Source organism: Methylobacterium sp. 275MFSha3.1 (assembly GCF_900108435.1).
Lineage (GTDB): Bacteria > Pseudomonadota > Alphaproteobacteria > Rhizobiales > Beijerinckiaceae > Methylobacterium.
This window is the reverse complement of record NZ_FNWP01000017.1, coordinates 21,851-43,038: the sequence shown is the minus strand read 5'-3', so window position 1 is coordinate 43,038 and position 21,188 is coordinate 21,851. Positions and strand designations below refer to the sequence as shown.

The window sequence follows — 21,188 nt, the reverse complement described above, 5'->3', positions numbered from 1 at the left end:
CTTCGCGCAACCTAGGACACCGGCATCTCGATGCGGCAGCGCACGCCGTCGCGGTCCAGCGCGTACTCGACCGTGGCGCCCAGGGCATATGCCAGCGCCTCCTGGATCAGCTCGGTCCCGTAGCCGCGGCGGGTGACGCGCGCCGCCTGCGCGGGCAGGCCGCTCTCGATCCAGCACAGGGCCAGTCGGCGGCGCTCGCGCCGGTCGCGCACGATCTCCCAGGTGACGCTGAGATGGCCGGTCCCGGTCTTGAGCACCCCGTGCTTGACCGCGTTGGTCGTCAGCTCGTGGACGGCGAGGGCGAAGTTCTGCACCTGTCGCGCGGTCAGGTGCACCTCGGGGCCGGCGACGGTCATGCGGCCGGTCGCGCCGTCGACGTAGGCGGCCAGCTCGGCGCGCACCAGCGCGCCCACCTCGACCGAGTCGCTGCCGTACTGGCTGAGCAGGCCCTGCGCGCGGCTGAGCGCCTGCAGCCGCGCCTCGAACGCCTCGACCGAGCTGCCCTGCCGCAGTGTCTTGCCCGCCACGGCGCTGACGACGCCGAGGAGGTTGCGCGTGCGGTGCTGCAGCTCGTTGATCAGCACTTCCTGGCGCGCCAGCAGCCTGTGGTGGTCCGTGACGTCGATGTTCACCCCCGACCACTTGCGGATCGACCCGTCGGGGTTCGTGATCGGCACCGCGCGGACGTTCGACCACCGCCAGGACGCGCTCGGGGCGTGCCACAGGCGATACTCGTGATCGACCGCCGTCCGCGTCGCGACGGCCTGCCGCCACTTCGCTTCCGTGAGCGCCCGGTCGTCCGCGTGGATCGCGTGGATCCAGCCGCGCCCGAGCCACTCGTCCGGGCGCTGCCCGGTGAACGCGCGCCAGCCCGGGCTGTCGACCTCGATGAGGCCCTCGGCCGAGGCCTCCCAGCTGAACTGACCGAACCCCTCGACCAGCCCGCGGAACCGCTCCTCGCTCGCGCGCAGATCGTCCTCCACCCGCTTGCGCGCGGTCACGTCGCTGGCGGCGCCGAACCATTCGCGGATCTCGCCGTCGTCGTCGAGCAGCGGCACGGCCCGGGACAGCGCCCAGCCCAGGCTCCCGTCCGCCTGCCGGACGGGGTGCTCCAGCTCGAACATCGTCTTGGATCGGATCGCCCGCTGGATGGCCTCGCGCAGGCGCGGCTGGTCGGCCGGATCGATGTAGGCGCTCAGCCAGTCGTCGTTCGGGGTGACGGTGTCGGCCAGGAAGCCGCGGCCCTCCAAGACCCGCAGCTCGCTCCAGTCCGGGCTCATGCGGTAGATGACGTCCGAGCTGGCCGTGACGAGGGCGCGGAATCGCTCCTCGCTCGCGCGCAGCCGATCCTCGGCGCGCTTGCGCTGGAGGATGTCCTTGAACAGGACCGCCACCTGCCGCCGTTCCGGCGCCCCGATGGGGAAGGCGTAGACCTCGTACCAGCGCCCGAGCGCGTCGGCGCGGTCCTCGAAGCGTTCCGCCTTGCCGGTTCGGACGATCCGGCCGTAGGTCTCGAACCAGTGCGGCTCGAGGTCGGGCGCCAGCGCCCGGACCGTCCGGCCGACCGCGTCGCGGAGCCCGGTCTGCTGCTCGAAGGCCGCGTTCACGGACAGGAAGCGGTAATCGACCGCCCGCCCGGCCGCGTCGAACAGGACCTCGATGGTGCAGAAGCCCTCGTCGATGGCGTCGAAGAGGTTGCGGTACCGGGCCTCGCTCGTGCGCAGCTTGGCCTCGGCGCGCAGGCGCTCACCGATCTCGAAGCCGGTCATGTGGACGGCCATGACCTTCCCGTCGGCGTCGCGCACGGGCACGAGGAGCGCGTCGAAGACGTCCTCCGCGGCGCCCTCGCCGCGGGTGTCCAGCGGCTGCCCGGCCACCTGCACGGCCTCGCCCGCGAAGGCGCGCGCGTAGAAGTCCGCGACCGTCGCCCACCCCTCCGGGAACGTGCGCGCGAGCGGCCGGCCGAGACCCTCGGGGTGCCAGGCGCCGTAGAGCCGGGCGGCGGCGTCGTTGTAGATCAGGAGGCGCTCGGGCCCGCAGACGAGGGACGCGACCAGCGGGCTGGCGAGCACCTGCTCGACCATCACCTTGAGGCGCTCCGGCCAGCGGGCGGCCGGCCCCAGCGGCGTCCGCTCCCAGCCGAAGTCGCGGATGCGCGCGGCCATCTCGCCGTCGCCCTGTGGCCATGCCGACACTGATACGCCGCCTCGGTGATGTCGCGCGCCAGCATGTCCGCTCGCGGTGCGCGCAGCAACGTTCAAGCCCGATCGGACGACGAAATCTTCGTTCCGCCGGGCGATGACAGCATTCGCGGAGACCGGCTCAGGCCGTCTCGGATCGCGCGAGGCCCAGCTGCTCCTCCACGCACCGACGCATCACGAATTTCTGGATCTTTCCGGAGACCGTCATCGGGAAGGCGTCGACGAACTGGATGTATTTCGGGATCTTCTGATGCGCGATCTGCCCCGCGCAGAACGCGCGCACCGCCGGCTCCGACAGGGTCTCGCCGTCGCGCAGCCTGATCCAGGCGCACAGCTCCTCCCCGTATTTCGGATCGGAGACCCCGAAGACCTGGACATCCTGGATCTGCGGGTGCCGGAAGAGGAACTCCTCGATCTCGCGCGGATAGATGTTCTCGCCGCCGCGTATGACCATGTCTTTGATCCGGCCGACGATGTTGCAGTAGCCCTCCGCATCCAGCGTCGCGAGGTCGCCGGTGTGCATCCATCCGGCGTCGTCGAGGACCTCCGCGGTCCGCGCGGCATCGCCCCAGTAGCCCAGCATGACCGAGTAGCCGCGCGTGCACAGCTCGCCGCGGGCGCCCCGCGGCGTCACGCGTCCCTCGGGATCCACGATCTTGACCTCGAGATGCGGGTGGATCCGGCCGACGGTCGTGACGCGCCGCTCCAGCGGGTCGTCGCTCGAGCTCTGGAAGCTCACCGGGCTCGTCTCGGTCATGCCGTACGCGATGGTGACGTCGCGCATGTTCATCTGCTCCACGACCCGGCGCATCACCGCGATCGGGCACGGCGCGCCCGCCATGATCCCGGTCCGCAGGGAGCGGACATCGAAGCGCGCGAACTCGGGATGGTCGAGCTCGGCGATGAACATGGTCGGCACGCCGTAGAGCGCGGTGCAGCGCTCGGCCTGCACGGTCTCCAGTGTCGCGCGCGGGTCGAAGCCCTCGCCCGGAAACACCATGGCGCAACCGTGGGTCAGGGCCGCGAGATTGCCCATCACCATGCCGAAGCAATGGTAGAGCGGCACCGGGATGCAGATCCGATCCTCGGCGGTCAGCCGCATCGCGCGGCCGACGAAGTGGCCGTTGTTGAGGATGTTGTGGTGGGTCAGCGTGACGCCCTTCGGGGCGCCCGTCGTGCCGCTGGTGAACTGGATGTTGGCCGCGTCGTCGAACTGCATCGCGTCGGCGAGGTCGCGCAGGGCGCCGGTGCCGGCCGCGTCGCCCCGGGCCGCGACCGCGTCGAACGGGACCGTCCCCGGGGTTGGCGGTCCGCCGATCTGGATCACCGTGCGCAGGTGCGGCAGGCGGGCTGCGGACAGCCGGCCCGGCCCGGAGGCCGCGAGTTCGGGGGCCAGGGTGCGGAGCATCCCGAGATAGTCGCTGGTCTTGAACGCCGTCGCCGTGACCAGGGCGGTGCAGCCGACATTGTTGAGCGCGAATTCCAGCTCCGACAGCCGGTAGGCCGGGTTGATCGTCACCAGGATCAGCCCCGCACGGGCGGCGGCGAACTGGGTCAGCACCCACTCGGCGCGGTTGAGCGACCAGATCCCGATGCGGTCGCCGGGCCGGAGGCCGAGGGCGAGCAGGCCGGCCGCGAAGGCGTCGGCTTGGTCCCTCAGCTCGCGCCAGGTCCATCGGACGCCCTGGGCGTGCGCGACCAGCGCCAGGTGATCCGGCCACGCCGCGGCGGCGCGATCCAGGGCCTGGCCGATGGTCAGGCCGAGCAGGGGCTCGCCGATCGCCCCGTGGACATAGCTCACCGCCCGGTCGCTCATGTCGTCCTCCCTCGTTCCTCCGAACGCGCGCGCCGCCGCGGCGCTGTCCGAGGCCGCCCTTCGATCAGGGTGTCGGCGGCGGCGCGGCGGCCAGCGCGCGGGCGACCTTCGAGGCCGGCTCCCGGCCGAGCTGGGACGCGATCGACCGCCCGGCCGCGGCGAGGGCATCGAGATCGATCCCGGTCTCGATGCCCATGCCGCGCAGCATGTAAACGACGTCCTCGGTGGCGACGTTGCCGGCGGCCCCCGGCGCGTAGGGGCAGCCCCCGAGGCCCGCCACCGCGGCGTCCACGGCCGACACGCCGAGTTCGAGGCAGGCGAGGATGTTGGCCAGGGCCTGCCCGTAGGTGTCGTGGAAGTGCAGGGCGATCGCCTGCAGCGGCACGTCGGCGGCCACCCGCTCGACCAGCCGCCGGGCCGCGCGCGGCGTCCCGGTCCCGATCGTGTCGCCGAGGGCGATCTCGTGGCAGCCCATCGCGTGGAGGGACGCGGCGACGCGGGCGACCGCCGCCGGCGCGACGTCGCCCTCGTAGGGGCAGCCCAGGACGCAGGAGACGTAGCCCCGCACCCGCAGGTCGTTCGCGCGCGCCGCCTCCAGCACCGGGGTGAAGCGGTCGAGGGTCTCGGCGATCGAGCCTTTGACGTTGCGCCGGGAGAAGCTCTCGGAGGCGGCGGCGAACACCGCGATGTCCCGGACGCCGGAGGCGAGGGCCCGCTCCAGGCCCTGCAGGTTCGGGACCAGAACGGAATAGCCGACCTCGGGCCGGGGGCGCAGCCGCGCCAGAACCTCCGCGGTCTCGGCCATCTGCGGCACCCATCGGGGCGACACGAAGCTGCCGGCCTCGATGCGGGTCAGCCCGGCCTCGGCCAGGGCCTCGATCAGCGCCACCCTGGCGGCGATCGGCACCGGCGCGGGCTCGTTCTGGAGCCCGTCGCGCGGCCCGACCTCGATCACCTGCACCCGGGCCGGATAGCTCATGCGGGCCGCTCCTCCGCCGCGAAGGTGACGATCTCGGTGCCCTCCTCGACCATGTCGTCGACGGCGTGGCGGGTCTCGGCGACGGTGCCGGCCTGCGGCGCGCGGAGGGTGATCTCCATCTTCATCGCCTCGATCACCGCGAGCGGCGCGCCCTTCTCCACGGCATCGCCGGGCCGCACCCAGAGCTGGGTCAGGCGGCCCGGCACGGGCGCCGTCACCCGGTCGCTACCGGACGCCTCGGTCCGGGGCGGGGCGAGGGGATCGACGTGGACCAGCGTCGCGTTCCGGCCGCCGACGATCACCGTCAGCTCCGCGCCGCGGCGGACCGTGCGCAGCCGGCGCCAGACGCCGTCCAGCATCAGCCGCTCGCCCTCGGCGTCCTCGGCGAGCGCCGCCAGGACGGTGCCGCCCGGCAGGTCGAGGCGGGCGCTGCCGTCGGGGAGGGGGCATGCCCGCAGGGTGACGGGCGGCGCGTCGCCGTGGCGGAACTGCAGCTCCTGGTAGCGCGCCCCGTTCATCCGCCACGCATCCGGATCGGCCCAGGGCGACCACGGGTCGCCGCTCGCCAGCGCCTCCGCCGCGACGGCCGCGCGCCGGTCGCGCAGGACGGTCAGGGCGGCGGCGGCCCAGAGCGCGGGATCGACCGCACCGGTCGCGAGCGGCGCCAGCAGGTCGTCGGCGTGGCGGGCGATGAAGCCGGTGTCGAGGTCGGCCGAGCGGTAGGCGGGGTGGCCGGCGACGGCGCGCAGGAGATCCAGATTGGTCGTCACGCCGACCACCTCGTAGGCGGCGAGGGCGGTTGCGAGCTGCCGGATCGCGGCCGCCCGGTCCTCGCCCCAGACGACCAGCTTGGCGATCATCGGGTCGTAATCCGGGGTGATCCGGTCGCCCTGCACGATGCCGGTCTCGACCCGCACCCGCCCCGGCACCTCCGGCGGCTGGCGCAGGTGGGCGAGGGTGCCGACCGCCGGCAGGAAATCGCGCGCCGGATCCTCGGCGTAGACCCGCGCCTCGATGGCGTGGCCGCGCAGGGCCAGATCCGGGGCGCCGAGCGGCAGCCGCTCGCCCGCGGCCACGCGCAGTTGCCACTCCACCAGGTCGAGGCCGGTGACCATCTCGGTCACCGGGTGCTCGACCTGGAGCCGGGTGTTCATCTCCATGAAGTAGAAGGTCTCGCCCTCGGCGATGAACTCCACCGTGCCGGCGCCGACATAGCCGACCGCCCGCGCCGCCGCGACCGCGGCCTCGCCCATCCGCGCGCGCCGGACCGGATCCATCCCCGGGGCGGGCGCCTCCTCGATCACCTTCTGGTGGCGGCGCTGGATCGAGCAGTCGCGCTCGAACAGCGAGACGGTGTTGCCGTGGCTGTCGGCGAAGACCTGGATCTCGATGTGCCGGGGGCGGGTCAGGTACGCCTCGATCAGCACCCGGTCGTCGCCGAAGGACGCCCGCGCCTCGCGCTGCGCGCCGGTCAGCGCGGCCTCGAACGCCGCGGCCGCCTCGACGACGCGCATGCCCTTGCCGCCGCCGCCGGCCGAGGCCTTGATCAAGACCGGGTAGCCGATCCGGGCGGCCGCCTCCTTCAGCGCCGGGAGATCCTGCGCGGCGCCGTGATAGCCCGGCACCAGCGGGACCCCGGCGCGCTCCATCAGCGCCTTGGCCTCGGCCTTGGAGCCCATGGCGCGGATCGCCGCCGGGGGCGGGCCGACGAACACGAGGCCGGCCCCGGCGCAGGCGCCGGCGAAGTCCGCGTTCTCCGACAGGAAGCCGTAGCCCGGATGGATCGCCTCCGCCCCGGCGCGCCGGGCGACGTCGAGGATCCGCTCGGCCACGAGGTAGCTCTCGCGCGCCGGGGCGGGCCCGATCGGCCACGCCTCGTCGGCCATCCGAGCGTGTCGGGCGCCGGCATCCGCCTCCGAATAGACCGCGACCGTGCCGATGCCGAGGCGCCGGGCGGTGGCGATCACCCGGCAGGCGATCTCCCCGCGGTTGGCGATGAGGATCTTGCCGAACATGGCCGCCCCCTCAGTCCCGCCGCCACGGGGCTAAGCGCTTGTCGAGGAAGGCGGCGATGCCCGCCTGCCCCTCGTCCGAGGCCCGGCGCCGGGCGATGCGCCGGCCGGTCTCGCGCCCTAGGTCGGCGTCCACCGGCCGCCCCTCGCACAGGAAGACGAGGTCCTTGGCCTCGGCCTGCGCGCCCGGGGCGCCCCGGAGGATGTCGCGCAGCACCTCCGCGCCGGCCGCCTCCAGCCGGTCGTCGGGCACCACCTCGTGCACGAGGCCGATCGCCCGGGCGCGCTCGGCGGAGAAGACCTCCGCGGTCTGGAACAGGCGCCGGGCCCAGCGCGGGCCGATCGCGTTGACCACGTAGGGGCCGATCGTCGCCGGGATCAGGCCGAGCCGCACCTCGCTCAGGCAGAACCGCGCGCTCTCGGCCGCGAAGGCGATATCGCAGCAGGCGGCGAGCCCGACGCCGCCGCCGTAGGCCGCCCCGTGCACGAGGGCGAGCGTCGGCTTCGGCAGCCGGTCGAGACTGTGCATCAGCCCCGCGAGCCCGGCGGCGTCGGCGAGGTTGCTGTCGAAGGACTGGCCGGCGATCCGGCGCATCCAGGCGAGGTCGGCGCCCGCCGAGAAGCTCTGGCCCGCGCCCGCCAGGACGACCGCCCGGATCCCGGGAGCGGCGCCCAGCCGGTGCAGGGACGCGGTGAGGGCGGCGATCAGGCCGTCGTCGAAGGCGTTGTGCTGCTCCGGACGGTTGAGCGTCAGGGTGGCGACTCCGCGCTCGTCGACCGTCTCCAGCAAGGTGCCGCTCATCCCGCGCCTCCTACATCCGGAACAGGCCGAAGCGGGTCTCGGGAATCGGCGCGTTGAGGCTCGCCGAGAGACCGAGCGCCAGGACGCGGCGCGTGTCGGCCGGGTCGATCACCCCGTCGTCCCAGAGCCGGGCGCTGGAATAGTAGGGGTGGCCCTGCTCCTCGTACTGCGCCCGGATCGGCGCCTTGAACGCCGCCTCGTCCTCCGCCGACCACGTGCCGCCGCGGCCCTCGACACCGTCGCGCCGGACCGTGGCCAGGACCGAGGCGGCCTGCTCGCCGCCCATCACGCCGATCCTCGCGTTCGGCCACATCCAGAGGAAGCGCGGCCCGTAGGCCCGCCCGCACATGCCGTAATTGCCGGCCCCGAAGCTGCCGCCGATCAGGACGGTGAATTTCGGCACCGCCGCGGTCGCGACGGCGGAGACCATCTTGGCCCCGTCCTTGGCGATGCCGCCGGCCTCGTAGCGCCGGCCGACCATGAAACCGGTGATGTTCTGGAGGAACACCAGGGGCACGCCGCGCTGGGCGCAGAGCTCGACGAAGTGGGCGCCCTTCAGGGCACTCTCCGAGAACAGGATGCCGTTGTTGGCGACGATCCCCACCGGGTAGCCCCAGATATGGGCGAAGCCGCAGACCAGGGTCTGGCCGTAGAGGTGCTTGAACTCGTCGAAGTCGCTGCCGTCCACCAGCCGGGCGATGACCTCGCGCACGTCGTAGGGCGTCCGGCGGTCGGCCGGCACCGCCGCGTAGATCTCCTCGGCGGCGTAGCGCGGCGGCTCGGGCTGCCGCGGCGCGAGCGCGGGGCGCTTCACCGCGTTCAGGTTGGCCACGATGCGGCGGGCGATGCCGAGGGCGTGCGCGTCGGTCTCCGCCATGTGGTCGGTCACGCCCGAGATCCGGGCGTGCACGTCGGCGCCCCCGAGTTCCTCGGCGCTGACCACCTCGCCGGTCGCGGCCTTCACCAGCGGCGGCCCGCCGAGGAAGATCGTGCCCTGGCCGCGGACGATGATCGACTCGTCGCACAGCGCCGGCACGTAGGCGCCGCCGGCGGTGCAGGAGCCCATCACCACGGCGATCTGGGCGATGCCCTGCGCCGACATCGTCGCTTGGTTGTAGAAGATGCGGCCGAAATGGTCCCGGCCCGGGAAAACCTCGTCCTGGCTGGGCAGATGCGCGCCGCCGCTGTCGACGAGGTAGAGGCAGGGCAGCCGGTTCTGCTGCGCGATCTCCTGCGCCCGGAGGTGCTTCTGCACCGTCATCGGGAAGTAGGTGCCGCCCTTCACGGTCGCGTCGTTGGCGACGATCACGCACTCGCGCCCCGCGACGCGGCCGATGCCGGTGACGATCCCGGCCGAGGGGACCTCGCCGCCGTAGAGGCCGTGCCCGGCGAGCTGGCCGATTTCCAGGAAGGGCGAGAACGGGTCGATCAGCGCCCGGATCCGGTCCCGGGGCAGGAGCTTGCCGCGGGCGCGATGGCGCTCCCGCGCGGCCTCCCCGCCGCCGAGCCGGACGCGGTCGGCGGTCGCGCGCAGGTCCGCCACCAGGGCGCGCATGGCCTCGGCATTGGCGCGGGCCTCGGGCGCGCGCGGATCCAGAGCGGATTCGATTACCGGCACGGCGCCCGCTCCCCGCTCAGGCCGTCTCGGCGAACAATTCGCGGCCGATCAGCATCCGCCGGATCTCGCTCGTGCCGGCGCCGATCTCGTAGAGCTTGGCGTCGCGCAGCAGGCGGCCGGTCGGATAGTCGTTGATGTAGCCGTTGCCGCCGAGCGCCTGGATCGCGTCGAGGGCTACCGCGGTCGCGCGCTCGGCCGCGAACAGGATCGCGCCCGCGGCGTCCCGGCGCGTCGCCCGCCCGCGGTCGCAGGCCCGCGCCACCGCGTAGACGTAGGCCCGGGCGGCGTTCGTCGCCGTGTACATGTCGGCGATCTTGCCCTGCATGAGCTGGAACTCGCCGATCGGCCGACCGAACTGCCGGCGCTCGTGGAGGTAGGGCAGCACGACGTCGAGGCAGGCGCGCATGATGCCGAGCGGCCCGGCGGCCAGCACGGCGCGCTCGTAGTCGAGGCCCGACATCAGCACGCCGACGCCGCGCCCGACCGCGCCCAGGACGTTCTCCTCCGGTATCTCGCAGTCCCGGAACAGCAGCTCGCAGGTGTTCGAGCCGCGCATGCCGAGCTTGTCGAGCTTCTGCGCGGTGGAGAAGCCGGGAAAATCCTTCTCGACCAGGAACGCCGTGATCCCCCGCGGACCGGCCTCGGGATCCGTCTTGGCGTAGACCACCAGGACGTCGGCGTCGGGACCGTTGGTGATCCACATCTTGGTGCCGTTCAGGACGTAGCGGTCGCCGCGCCTGTCGGCCCGCAGCCGCATGGAGACGACGTCGCTCCCGGAGCCCGGCTCGGACATCGCGAGCGCGCCGACATGCTCGCCCGCGATCAGCTTCGGCAGGTAGCGCCGCTTCTGCGCCTCGGTGCCGTTGCGGCGGATCTGGTTCACGCAGAGGTTGGAATGCGCGCCGTAGGACAGCCCGACCGAGGCCGAGGCCCGGCTGATCTCCTCCATGGCCACGGCGTGCTCGAGGTAGCCCATGCCGGCGCCGCCATAGGTCTCCTCGACGGTGACGCCCAGAACGCCGAGGGCGCCGAGCTTGCGCCAGAGGTCCGCGGGAAACGCGTTGCTGGCATCGATCGCCGCCGCGCGGGGGGCGATCTCGGCGCGCGCGAAGCGCTCCACCTCGGCGCGCAGGGCGTCGGCCGTCTCGCCCAGGCCGAAGTCGAAATCCTGCAGGCCGATGGGCATCGCGCGTCTCCTCGCCTGAGAATCGGGCACTCGCCTCTTTGAAACGAACGTACGTTCGTTAAGCGAGGCTGGCAAGGCGATTTACGAACGGTTGTTCGTTAGCCTATAGCGGGGATCGGCGTGAGCATTCCCCGGTGTCTGTTGCGCTCTGAACTGTCTTCGGAGTGTCTTCGTGGGTCGCACCGCCGGATCGAACGGGCCGCGCACGGCCGCCGCCATCCGCCGGGCCGGGCTTCGGCTCATCTATCGCCACGGCTACGAGGCGATGACCCTGCGCGCCCTGGCCGCCGAGGTCGGGATCCAGGCGGCCTCGCTCTACAACCACATCCGCAGCAAGCAGGATCTGCTGTTCGACATCGTCCGCGACCACATGGAGACGCTGCTGGCGCGGACCGACGCGGCGCTGGCGACGGCGACCGGCACCCCGACGGACCGTCTCCGCGCCTTCGTGGCGCACCACGTCACGTACCATCTCGAGAAGAAGCAGGAAGTCTTCATCGCGAATTTCGAGCTGCGCTCGCTCGACCCGCCGCATTACGCGGCGATCGTCGCCCTGCGCCGGGCCTACGAAGACCGGTTGGTCGCGCTGCTCGAGCGGGGATCGGAGGCGGGGGAGCTGGACGTCCGGGATGCGCGGGTCGCCGGCTACGCGATCCTCGGGATGCTCACCAGCGCCTGCACGTGGTACCGGCCCGACGGCCGGATGACCAAGGCGGAGATCGTCGCCCTGCACACCGACATGGCGCTGCGGGGTTGCGTCAGGCGTCAGCCATAGACCCCGTCGCGCCGGGGAACGGCGGTCGCCTCAGATCAGGCCGCCCGGCGGTGCGGCGGTGAGGGTCCTGCCGGCCCGCGTGACGAGCTTGGCGAAGGCCAGCGCCGCCGCCGAGGCCTGGGCTTCCGAGGGGAAGGTGCGGTCCGAGGTCAGGACCGGCATCTGCGTCGCATCGAGGAGGACCCAGGTCCACAGACGGGTGTCGGTCGCGCGGATCTCGAAATGCATGGCGAACTCGTCGGGCAATGGCACATGCCCGCACAATGCGCCGCGAAAAGGCCTGACGCGTTAAGAGCTTGACCGGCGCAACAACCTGCGTCGGCGCGCACCGGCCTTGCCCCCGACATCCTCGCAGATCACAGGCGGGAACCTGCGCCGCCCTGGGCGGATAGCGCCACGGTCGGCCCCGACTTGGCATGCCAGCTTGGCTTTATCCGGCCATTCGATGCTACCCTCGCGCGGTCGGCATGCCGTGCCGACGGCGTGAGCAGGAGCGACATGGTAGAGCGGTACCATTTCCGCCTGAGGGGGCCGGACGAGGTCATCGAGGACGAGGAGGGCGTGCTGGCAAACTCGATCGAGATCGCCGTGGCCGAGGCGACGCAGCTGATCGCCGAGATGCACGCACGGGGCGAGTTGCCCGATCCGGACGAGCGCTGGTGCGTGGAGATCCACACCACCGACGGTGTCGTGCTTCGTTCCCTTCAGCTGTACTGAGCGCTGGGCGCGGGGCGCGGGAGCTTGCGCAGGATCAGGCGGATGTGTTCGCGGAGGGTGATCGCCTCAGGCGGCGGACCGGCACCCGGAGGCTCGACCGCTATCTCCGGACCACCCAGCACCGAGGCGTACATCGAGCTCTCCACGCTTTTCGCGAGCAGTAACCATCAGCCGTAGCAAACCGTTGCAAGCATCATAAGTCAGGTTTCGCCCTACAGGACGCGGCCGCTTCTACGTCGACAGGGGCACCCGACTCGATGGGCGACTTCCGGATATGAAGTCTCTCGCAGACGAGGCACATATTTCGGCGGCCGCGAGGCCGGCTGAGTCAGGTATTCGCCTGGACAGGTCGGCACGGCACTGGAGGCGCGTGCCGCATCGGTCGAGGACGAGGCTGCGGCGGCGCACGCTGATCTCGGCGACGGCGCCCGGAAGCCCGGCAAGCGCGGCGATGACTTGCCGGCTCGGTGACCGAAGCGTCCGGCTGGGGTCGCGCAGGGTTGGCCTCGTGCGCCGCGTGCGCGGTCGGGAGGTCGACAGCGCCGCCGGCGAGCCGGATCTGTCGAAAGGGTCGCAGGTGTCGGAAAATCCCCGGCCACGCTGAAACAGGCGACCCGGCGATGCAGTTGCCGCTGCATGTCAGGACCTCGCCCCATCGCCGTCCTCGCCGAGGACGAAGAGTTCAGCCGCCTCGTCGCGGCGGACCTGCTGACGGCGTTGGGGTTCGAGGTGCTGGAGGCGGAACACGCCCAGGGCGCGCTCCAGCATCTGGAGGCATGTGACGGGGCCGTCCTGCTCTACACCGACATCAACATGCCCGGCACGATGGACGGCCGCGCGCTCGCGCACGCCGTCCGGGCACGCTGGCCGGAGACCCGGATCATCGTCTGCTCGGGCTGCGATCCGCGCGAGGCGACCGCGCTGCCCGAGGAGGCCCATTTCATCGCCAAGCCCTGCGGGGAGAAACTGGTGCGCCAGGCGCTCAAGGCCCTGCACCTGCACTAGGGCCGCTCCCGACCGGGTCGGGCGAGGGGGCATGTCGCGGCTGTCTCGACCGGCGACACCTGTCCTCCAACCGTCGCAGCACGGTCGAGAACGGCCCGTGCTGCGCTGTCTGGGCGGCCTCAGCTCGCGAGGAAGGCGGCCAGCCCGGCCAATCCCGAGAGGGAAGCGCGGCTTTCCTCCAGGCACCGCGCGTTCAGGTCCGCGGCCAAACCGTCGAGCTTGGCCTGGAGCAGGCCGATGCTGGCCGGGGACAGGTTGCCGGGGAGCAGGACGATCACGTCGCCTTCGTCGAGGTGTATCGTCTCGCGGATCGCAGCATCAGCCATCGGAGCCTCCACCGGGAATACTGATCTCTCGGCCTGTCGGTAAGCTCTCACGGGCCGAGGCCGCCGACCGTGCTCCGGCACACGCCCTCGAACACTGACTCGCGTCCGTGGCAATCCGGGAAGATCCGCGCCGGCGTCCCGCGGGCAGGACCGTCCGGCTACGCCCGAGCGCGCCGCGCCAGCGCTCGCCCGACCTCGAACAGCGCCAGATCCGACACCTGTTGCAGCCGCTGGTGGCCCATCGCGACGATCGCCGCGCGCGCCTGCAGGAGGTGATCGATCGCGAGGACCATCGGGTCGTCCGCCGGCAGATCGCCCGCCGCGCTCGGAAGGAAGGGGCCGCGGTGGCTGTCCGTGGTGTCGATGATGATGCCGCGACCGCGCATCCGTCCCGCCGGATCGGGCGTGAGGCTGCCACGGTCGAGAACCCATCGAACCTCGCCGCCGTCCGTGAGGACGCGGTACTCGGCCGAGACGGGGCCGCCGGTCTGGCGCGCCCGGGCGATGCGCGCGAAGACCCAGTCGCGATCGTCCGGATGGGTGCATCGAAGGGCGATCTCGATGGGCAGCGGGCGCCCGGCCAGGGTCGCATCCCCGGCGAGCAGCGCCGCCGTCCCCTCGTCGAGGAGGGATTGTCCCGCCGACACGTCCGCTGTCCAGGCGCCGACATAGCCGGCCGCGCGCAATGCAAGATCAGCCGTAGTCTGCAACAGCCTGGCCTCCTCCGGCGCAAATCGGATCGCACAAACCCGATCTCTGGTAGCGATATACCAAAATCGATATTCGGTACCAGTATCATACCGTCCATGCCGGAAATCTGGCAACTTCTAGTATCTGCGTGACCCGAAGATATACAACTCTCTGCAGCAGATCGTGTCGGCCAGGATCGGCGCGACGCGCGGCAAGAACTCCTCGGCGCCGCCGCAACAATGTGTCAGTGCTCCCGGCGACCCGACAGCGCCGTCAACGATCGAAGCGCGCCGCGGCACCCCGCTCTGCTATGTCGGCGGGACAGGTGATCGCGGGCCGCCTAGCAGCCTTCACCCCGTCGACGGGACGCGGGTCCGCTGCGGGCGCGCCGGGTGCATCCGATCGGATCGGCCTGTTCCGGGGGCGCGCCCACGGGCCTCCTTGTGGCAACGCCCGAACTTCGACAAACCCGGACGGAGCTATCGAGGACGGGCGCCCATGATCATCCGCCACACCCGCAGGCTGCAGCGATCGGGCGAGGCGGTCGCGAGCCGCGATGGTCGGCTCGTCGCGCCTGCCCCGACGGAGCCCGACTGGGATGTCCTGGGTCTGATCGATCTCGGCGGGCGCGTCACGGTGGTCGCGCTCCTGGGTCCGAACGACGCGCGCGCGTTCCGATTCCTGAACCCGGACGGCACACCGCTGGCGTCCTGCGCTGCGGACTTCCTCGCCGCGCCGTGGGACGGCGCCGGCCCGCTCGACTGGCAGGCCGAGGCGCTCCACACCGACGACGGCGACGCGTCGAACACGCGGGCCATGATCGAGGATCTCCACCTCCTGATCGAAGCCCTCGCGCGCGCGGCTGCCGCGAGCCCGGAGCACGCTGTCCGGGTCGTCACGGGCGGCGGTTCCGATCCGCGGGCGCAGGCGATGCACGCGGCGCTGGCACGCCTCAACGCCGCACCGGCGGGGGCTCCGCCCCACCTGCCCGAACTGGTGACGAAGGCGATCGTCGCGCGCGGCGGCCAGGAGACGGCCCATCCGGACGGCGGCGATCTGCGCTTCTCGATCTACCTGCCCATGCCGGGCTTCCGCTTTGTCGGCTACGCGGCGGACCGGAACGAGACGCTGTGCACGCTGATCGGCAAGAACTCGCGCCTCGCGTCGGCCCTGCTGGACGTTCGCGCGAACACGGCCTACGCCCGGCCGAACCTGGGAAGCATCGGGTTCGACGCCGCGACCCTGGTGCAGGTCCGGTTGTGGCGGCAGTACCTCCTGCCGGCGCTGATCGACGGCGCGGCGCGGTCGACGCGCGTCGGGGTGGTCTTCGAGCACGCGCACATCAGTCACGCCATCTGGAACGAGCTGGCCGCGGTCGACGACGTGCTGTCGCTCGGTCGCGCGCCGGCGGTGTTCCTGTTCGCGAGCTGCAACGAGCCGATCTCCCCGGTCGACGCCGTCTTCCCGGAGCTCGCCGGGCAGGTGTATCGCGGGATGGAAGGCCCGCTGCCCCTGCTGCAGGCTGCCGTCGCCGGCGCGGCCACCTTCCTGCCCTTCCGGTCCTACCGCGTGAGCCAGCGATTGGCCGATCGTCTCGCGGCCCTGGCGCGGAGCGCGGAACCCGCGCTCGATGCCCGACTGACGGAAGCGGCGCGCCGGGCCACGATCGTCCTGATCGGGCTGCGCCTGGAGAACCGCCAGTGGGTCCGGCAGCTCGACGGCTACGTGGCGCTGATCCGACGCCTCGGCCGGCGGCGCGGCGAGAGATTCCTCGTCATCGTCGACGGGCACAACACGCTCGCGGGCACTGCGGGCGGCTACGTCGAGAGCTACTGCGAGAGCCTCGTGCCCGCGGAGGGGACCGTGCCGTCCATCGTCCGGAAGGAGCTCGACCTGATCGGGGCGCTCCGCGCACGGGTCGCCGATGTCTCCAACGTGGAGTTGCTGCCGCTCGTGCCCTGCTCGATGGGGGCGAGCCTCGTGGCCGCGCTCCACACCGACCTGTTCGTGACGCATTTCGGGGCCGGGCTCGCCAAGTATAAGTGGGTCGCCAACGCGCCCGGATGCGTCATATCGAGCCGATCCGTGCTCAGCGGGAAGGACGATCTGCGCATCTACGACACCGAGATCTTTCGCGAGAACGTGTCGGCCTGTCACTACTTCCCCGCCGAGCGGGTGACGGACCTCGACACCTCGACCAACGCCCTGCATGTCCCCGGCAGCCGGGAGCGCGAGGATTTCGATCTCGACCTCGAAGAGTTCGCCGGCTTCGTCGAGCGGAACCTGCCCGAGCGGCGCGCCGCGCGCCCGCACTGGCTGAGACGGCTCACCCTCTTCAGGACCCGCGCCGCCACCGACGCGGCCAGGCTCTGAGCGCCGGGAGCATCACGGATGAGCGATCGGATCCTGATCACCGGCGGCGGCGGCTTCATCGGCTCGCACCTCAGCGAGCGCCTGCTGGAGCAGGGCCACGAGGTGCTCTGCGTCGACAATTTCTTCACGGGCCGGAAGAGCAATATCGCCCACCTGTTCGACAATCCGCGCTTCGAGCTCATACGGCACGACGTCACGCACCCGCTCTTCGTCGAGGTGGATCGGATCTACAATCTCGCCTGCCCGGCATCCCCGATCCACTACCAGTTCGACCCGGTCCAGACGACCAAGACCAGCGTCATGGGGGCGATCAACATGCTGGGGCTGGCGAAGCGGCTCCGCGTGCCGATCCTCCAGGCCTCGACCTCGGAGGTTTACGGGGATCCGCTCGTGCACCCGCAGCCCGAGGGCTACTGGGGGAACGTCAATCCCCTCGGCCCGCGCTCCTGCTACGACGAGGGCAAGCGCTGCGCCGAGACCCTGTTCTTCGACTATCACCGACAGCACCGCGTCCCGATCAAGGTGGTGCGGATCTTCAACACCTACGGCCCGCGCATGCATCCCAGCGACGGCCGGGTCGTCTCCAACTTCGTCGTCCAGGCCCTGCGCGGCGCGCCGATCACGATCTTCGGCGAAGGGCATCAAACCCGCTCGTTCTGCTACGTCGACGACCTGGTCCTGGGGCTGCAGGCGATGATGGCCACGGACGCGGAGATCACCGGCCCCGTCAATCTGGGAAACTCGGACGAGTTCACCATCCGGCAGCTCGCCGAACTCGTCGTCGACTTGTCGGGCTCGCGCTCGAAGCTCGTGCACGCCCCGCTGCCGGTGGACGACCCGCGCCAGAGGCGGCCCGACATCGCCCTGGCCGCGCAACTCCTCGACTGGCGCCCGACCGTGCCGCTGCGGGACGGGCTCATGAGAACCATCGCGTATTTCGAGACGCTGCTGGCCTCGGAGCCGATCGGGCCGCGCTGATCCGGCGCGCGTGACGGCGAGATCGGCCGTCCCGCCGTGTCTCGGCGGGATCGGTCCTGACCGACCGTCGGCCGCTCCGGGCGAGCGGCCGTGCGCGCTCGAGGTGCCCGCGGCGGCCGACCCGGGCCGGGCCCCTATCGCGGTCCGGCAGCCTCTGCGGCGGGGCCGGCCTCCGCCGCGTAGGCGTTGATGATGCCCATCAGCAGGCCGGGAAAGCGCGCCTCCACCTCGGCCCAGCGGGAATGGTTGCGCACCTCGACGCCGTGACGCTCGCTGCGGATCAACCCGGCCTCGCGCAGGACCTTGAAGTGGTTGGACAACGAGGATTTCGGGATGACGCGGTCCCCGAGCGCCGACACGGCCGAGCAGGCCTCGACGCATCCCGCCCGCATGATCCTGGCGAAGATGGCCGCGCGGCTCGGGTCGGCGAGGGCGTGCAGGATGGCCTCGGGTCGCACGTCCTCGATGGCGGGGTGAAACAGCGGTCTCATCTTTCGTCCATATGGGGTCTTGAACGACACTCCGTTAGTTCCGAAGTTCCGAACTATGGGACTCAGGCTGCCATCCCGCGGCTGACCCATATCGGAGATAGGACACATGTCGAAGCTTGCGGGCAAGGTCGCCGTCGTGACCGGGGCATCGAAGGGCATCGGTGCGGGGATCGCCAAGGCGCTGGCGCGGGACGGCGCCGCCGTGGTGGTGAACTACGCGTCCAGCAGGGCAGGGGCCGACGCCGTCGTGGCCGCGATCACGTCCACCGGCGGCCGGGCCGTCGCGGCCCAGGGGGACGTGTCCCGAGCGTCCGAGGCGCAGGATGTGATTGAGGCCGCGATCCGCGCGTTCGGGCGGCTCGACGTGCTGGTCAACAATTCCGGCGTCTACGAGTTCGCGGCGATCGAGGAGGTCACCGAGGAACACTATCGCCGCCAGTTCGACGTCAACGTGCTCGGCGTCCTGCTGGCGACGCGGGCGGCGGCGAAGCATCTCGGCGAGGGCGGGAGCATCGTGAACGTCTCCTCGGCGATCACGCACGTCCACACGCCGGCGGCGGCGGTCTACGCGGGGACCAAGGGGGCGGTGAACGCCATATCGGAGGTGCTCGCCAACGAGCTGGCCCCGCGAAAGATCCGCGTGAACGTCGTCAGCCCGGGCTACGTGGTGACCGAGGGCACGCACGCGGCCGGGATCTCCGGCTCGGAGATGGAGGCCGGGATGGTCGCGCAGACGCCCCTCGGCCGGGCCGGCGAGCCGGACGACATCGCCACCGTCGTGGCCTTCCTCGCCTCGGACGACGCGCGCTGGCTCACCGGCGAGAACATCACGGCCAGCGGCGGCATCCGCTGATCCACGGCGCTGCGCCTGCGCGCGTGTCGGTGCCTGACCGCGTGCCGGGGCAGCGTCGCGGAGACAACGACGCGAAGACGACGGCGTCTTCGTCCACGGGGGCGGCTAGGGTGGAGCGCCGCGCCGTCCATGTCGGTCGCGGTGCCTGCCGCGGGCAGAAGGGGAGGGGAGGGATGATCCGATCGAGATGGGGACTGGCCGTGCTCGCGGCGGCGCTCGCGGCGGCATCGACCGCCAGAGCCGAGCCCGCCAACCAGGTGCTGGGGACGTGGCGCATGGTGTCCGCGCGGCTCGATCCGGAGGGGCGCAACGCGCCGGCCTACGGCGCGCGCCCGAGCGGGCTGCTGGTGTTCACGCGCGACATGCACTTCGTCGAGGTGCTTACGGACGCCGACATTCCCCGGTTCGCCTCGAGCGCGCGCGGTCAGGGGACCGCGGAGGAGAACCGGGCGGCCATGGCCGGCAGCATCGGGTTCTTCGGCACCTACACGGTGGACGCCGACGGCGCGTTCAGCGGCAACCGCGTCGAGGGCTCGACCTTCCCGAACTGGGTCGGCGACGTGCGCACGACCGAGCAGCTTCGCCTGACCGTCGAGGGGGACCGGCTGAGCGAGAGCTTCCGGCGCCCGGACGGCACGCGGATCGCCATCACGTGGGAGCGCGTCCGCTGAGCCGAAGCCGTGCGCGCGACCCGGGGCTTCGGCCCGGGAGGGCCGCGCAGGTGGCCCGCGCATGAGGGCCGCCCCGACCGGGGGCGGGGCGGCCATCGGCGGATCGACGCGACGGAGCCCGCGTCCGTCGGTCCGCCGCGGAGGTTCACGCGTTCGCGCCGCCGTCGACCGTGAGGGTGGTGCCGGTGATCTGGCGCGCGCCCGGGCTCGCCAGGAAGGCCACCGCGGCCGCGATATCGTCCGGCGTCCCGTAATGGCCGAGGGCGGTCATCGCCCGCTGCATGTCCGCCTGCGCCCCGTCGGACGGGTTCATGTCGGTGTCGGTCGATCCCGGCTGCACGAGGTTCACCGTGACCGCGCGCGGCCCGAGTTCGCGCGCCAGGCCCCGCGTGAACGAGAGCAGGGCGGATTTCGACATGGAGTAGACCGTCACCCCGGGGAACGGGACCCGCTCCCCGAGACAGGAGCCGATGGAGATGATCCGGCCGCCCTCCTTCAGGTGCGGGATGGCCGCCTGCGACGCCAGCACGACTGAGCGGACGTTGACGTCCAGGATGGCGTCGATGTCGGCGAGGCTCATCTCCGCGACGGGGCCGCCGCGGGCGATGCCGGCGTTGTTGACGAGGATGTCGAGCCCGCCGAGGCTCTCGGCCGCCTCGTCGACCGAGCGCTTCACCGCCGCGGCGTCGGCGCTGTCGGCCTGGATGGCGCGCCCGCGGCGGCCCTTCGCCTCGATGGCGCGGACGATCTCGGCCGCCCGCTCGGCGGACCGCTCGTACGTGATGGCGACGTCCGCGCCCCGGTCCGCGAGCGCCAGGGCGATGGCCGCACCGATGCCGCGTGATGCGCCCGTCACCAGGGCGCGCTTGCCTGCCAGCTCACTCACGTCCGCCTCTTTCTGTAATGAACGACACAGAAATAGCTAGATGCGTTGCCGGCCCGGGTCAAGCGGTTTATATAACGATTGATGCAAAAATCCGCTTCGATCCAGGCAGGGGACCGGGCAGTGGACCAAGCGGCGCCCGCCCGCGGTCGCGGCCGGCCCCGCGCCTTCGACCGGGAGGCGGCGCTCGATCAGGCGATGCAGCTGTTCTGGCGCCGCGGCTTCGCCGCGACATCCATCTCGGATCTCACCGCGGCCATGGGGATCGGGTCGCCGAGCCTCTACGCGGCTTTCGGCTCGAAGGAGGCGCTCTACGCCGAGGCGCTGCGCCACTACGGCGACCGGTACGGCGGGATGGTCTGGGCCAACTTCGACGCTGCCGCATCGGCGCGCGGGGCCGTCGAGGCGCTCCTGATGGATTCGGCCGCCGCGCTCACCGGCGCCTGCGGCAGCATCGAGCCGCTCGGCTGCATGGTGACGCTCTCGGCTGCCGGCAGCGAGGGACAGGCGGAGCTCGGCGCGTTGCTGCGCGCGGCCCGCGCCCAGGGACGCCGACGGGTCGAGGAGCGGCTCGCGCGCGCGGTCGCGGCGGGCGAGATCGGCACCGCCGTCGATGTCTCCGCACTCACCCGCTTCGTGCTCACGGTGCAGAACGGCATGTCGCTCCAGGCCCGCGACGGCGCGACCCGGGAGGAGCTCGAGGCCGTCGCCCAGCTGACGATGGCGGGGTGGGACGCGCGCGTCGGGGGTGAGGGCGATCGTACGCTCCGATGACGTGTGTGGATGCTGGGCTTGCCTCGAGAAAGATACTG

Annotated in this window: 20 protein-coding genes; 8 read left to right on the top strand and 12 right to left on the bottom strand. The window is 71.8% G+C overall.

The genetic code is table 11. The features are described 5' to 3' along the window. Window positions 1-11: 11 nt before the first annotated feature. From BLW78_RS19900 to BLW78_RS19870, 7 genes are all read right to left on the bottom strand, one after another. Complete coding sequence (locus BLW78_RS19900) at window positions 12-2,165, bottom strand: PAS domain-containing sensor histidine kinase (protein WP_091681623.1); 2,154 nt, start codon at window positions 2,163-2,165, stop codon at window positions 12-14. 157 nt (window positions 2,166-2,322) lie between these two features. Continuing rightward, the gene (locus BLW78_RS19895; RefSeq protein WP_091681621.1) at window positions 2,323-4,017 is read right to left on the bottom strand and encodes an AMP-binding protein; all 1,695 of its coding nucleotides are present in this window, start codon (window positions 4,015-4,017) and stop codon (window positions 2,323-2,325) included. A gap of 64 nt (window positions 4,018-4,081) precedes the next feature. Further along, the gene (locus BLW78_RS19890; RefSeq protein WP_091681620.1) at window positions 4,082-4,996 is read right to left on the bottom strand and encodes a hydroxymethylglutaryl-CoA lyase; all 915 of its coding nucleotides are present in this window, start codon (window positions 4,994-4,996) and stop codon (window positions 4,082-4,084) included. After that, on the bottom strand, window positions 4,993-7,011 hold the full coding sequence (locus BLW78_RS19885) for an acetyl/propionyl/methylcrotonyl-CoA carboxylase subunit alpha (RefSeq protein WP_091681618.1): 2,019 nt from the start codon (window positions 7,009-7,011) through the stop codon (window positions 4,993-4,995). Before BLW78_RS19885 ends, BLW78_RS19890 begins: the two co-directional genes overlap by 4 nt. A 10-nt stretch (window positions 7,012-7,021) precedes the next feature. After that, the gene (locus BLW78_RS19880) at window positions 7,022-7,810 is read right to left on the bottom strand and encodes an enoyl-CoA hydratase-related protein (protein WP_091681616.1); all 789 of its coding nucleotides are present in this window, start codon (window positions 7,808-7,810) and stop codon (window positions 7,022-7,024) included. A 10-nt stretch (window positions 7,811-7,820) separates the two neighbouring features. Then, window positions 7,821-9,428 carry a carboxyl transferase domain-containing protein gene (locus tag BLW78_RS19875; protein WP_091681615.1) on the bottom strand — a complete coding sequence of 536 codons (1,608 nt, stop codon included), beginning with the start codon at window positions 9,426-9,428 and terminating at the stop codon, window positions 7,821-7,823. Between the two features lie 16 nt (window positions 9,429-9,444). Then, complete coding sequence (locus tag BLW78_RS19870; protein WP_091681612.1) at window positions 9,445-10,614, bottom strand: isovaleryl-CoA dehydrogenase; 1,170 nt, start codon at window positions 10,612-10,614, stop codon at window positions 9,445-9,447. Window positions 10,615-10,786: 172 nt separating this feature from the next. Between BLW78_RS19870 and BLW78_RS19865 the strand changes: the two genes are divergently transcribed. Next, a complete protein-coding gene (locus BLW78_RS19865; protein ID WP_020094829.1) occupies window positions 10,787-11,389 on the top strand; it encodes a TetR/AcrR family transcriptional regulator in 603 nt (200 codons plus the stop codon). 30 nt (window positions 11,390-11,419) lie between these two features. Here the strand turns inward: BLW78_RS19865 and BLW78_RS19860 are convergent, their stop codons facing one another. Continuing rightward, window positions 11,420-11,617 (bottom strand): hypothetical protein, encoded by a 198-nt coding sequence (locus BLW78_RS19860; protein ID WP_056530425.1) that lies wholly within the window; start codon window positions 11,615-11,617, stop codon window positions 11,420-11,422. A 270-nt stretch (window positions 11,618-11,887) separates the two neighbouring features. Between BLW78_RS19860 and BLW78_RS19855 the strand changes: the two genes are divergently transcribed. Beyond that, a complete protein-coding gene (locus BLW78_RS19855; protein WP_020094827.1) occupies window positions 11,888-12,106 on the top strand; it encodes a DUF6894 family protein in 219 nt (72 codons plus the stop codon). A gap of 636 nt (window positions 12,107-12,742) precedes the next feature. Beyond that, window positions 12,743-13,111: a response regulator gene (locus tag BLW78_RS19850; protein WP_091681610.1), complete on the top strand. Its 369-nt coding sequence runs from the start codon at window positions 12,743-12,745 to the stop codon at window positions 13,109-13,111. Between the two features lie 119 nt (window positions 13,112-13,230). On the opposite strand, the gene BLW78_RS19845 is transcribed toward BLW78_RS19850, so the two are convergent. Then, window positions 13,231-13,437 carry a hypothetical protein gene (locus BLW78_RS19845; protein WP_020094825.1) on the bottom strand — a complete coding sequence of 69 codons (207 nt, stop codon included), beginning with the start codon at window positions 13,435-13,437 and terminating at the stop codon, window positions 13,231-13,233. A 158-nt stretch (window positions 13,438-13,595) separates the two neighbouring features. Continuing rightward, window positions 13,596-14,147 (bottom strand): PAS domain-containing protein, encoded by a 552-nt coding sequence (locus tag BLW78_RS19840; protein ID WP_244492098.1) that lies wholly within the window; start codon window positions 14,145-14,147, stop codon window positions 13,596-13,598. A 478-nt stretch (window positions 14,148-14,625) separates the two neighbouring features. Between BLW78_RS19840 and BLW78_RS19835 the strand changes: the two genes are divergently transcribed. Both BLW78_RS19835 and BLW78_RS19830 read left to right on the top strand, forming a co-directional pair. Continuing rightward, window positions 14,626-16,500, top strand: coding sequence for a hypothetical protein (locus BLW78_RS19835; protein WP_091681608.1), 1,875 nt, complete (start codon window positions 14,626-14,628; stop codon window positions 16,498-16,500). An 18-nt stretch (window positions 16,501-16,518) separates the two neighbouring features. Further along, window positions 16,519-17,478 (top strand): UDP-glucuronic acid decarboxylase family protein, encoded by a 960-nt coding sequence (locus BLW78_RS19830; protein ID WP_020094822.1) that lies wholly within the window; start codon window positions 16,519-16,521, stop codon window positions 17,476-17,478. A 134-nt stretch (window positions 17,479-17,612) separates the two neighbouring features. Here BLW78_RS19830 and BLW78_RS19825 read toward each other — a convergent pair whose 3' ends face one another. After that, entirely contained in the window at window positions 17,613-17,969 is a 357-nt protein-coding gene (locus tag BLW78_RS19825; protein ID WP_020094821.1) for an ArsR/SmtB family transcription factor, read from the bottom strand. Window positions 17,970-18,075: 106 nt separating this feature from the next. Between BLW78_RS19825 and BLW78_RS19820 the strand changes: the two genes are divergently transcribed. Together BLW78_RS19820 and BLW78_RS19815 are read left to right on the top strand one after the other, a co-directional pair. Further along, a complete protein-coding gene (locus BLW78_RS19820; protein WP_091681607.1) occupies window positions 18,076-18,822 on the top strand; it encodes a glucose 1-dehydrogenase in 747 nt (248 codons plus the stop codon). A 173-nt stretch (window positions 18,823-18,995) separates the two neighbouring features. Beyond that, window positions 18,996-19,493, top strand: a complete 498-nt coding sequence (locus BLW78_RS19815; protein ID WP_091681605.1) for a lipocalin-like domain-containing protein — start codon at window positions 18,996-18,998, stop codon at window positions 19,491-19,493. Window positions 19,494-19,638: 145 nt separating this feature from the next. Here BLW78_RS19815 and BLW78_RS19810 read toward each other — a convergent pair whose 3' ends face one another. Further along, a complete protein-coding gene (locus tag BLW78_RS19810; protein ID WP_091681602.1) occupies window positions 19,639-20,379 on the bottom strand; it encodes an SDR family oxidoreductase in 741 nt (246 codons plus the stop codon). An 81-nt stretch (window positions 20,380-20,460) separates the two neighbouring features. On the opposite strand from BLW78_RS19810, the gene BLW78_RS19805 reads away from it, so the two are divergent. After that, window positions 20,461-21,150: a TetR/AcrR family transcriptional regulator gene (locus BLW78_RS19805; RefSeq protein ID WP_170855199.1), complete on the top strand. Its 690-nt coding sequence runs from the start codon at window positions 20,461-20,463 to the stop codon at window positions 21,148-21,150. The last annotated feature ends 38 nt before the right edge of the window (window positions 21,151-21,188 follow it).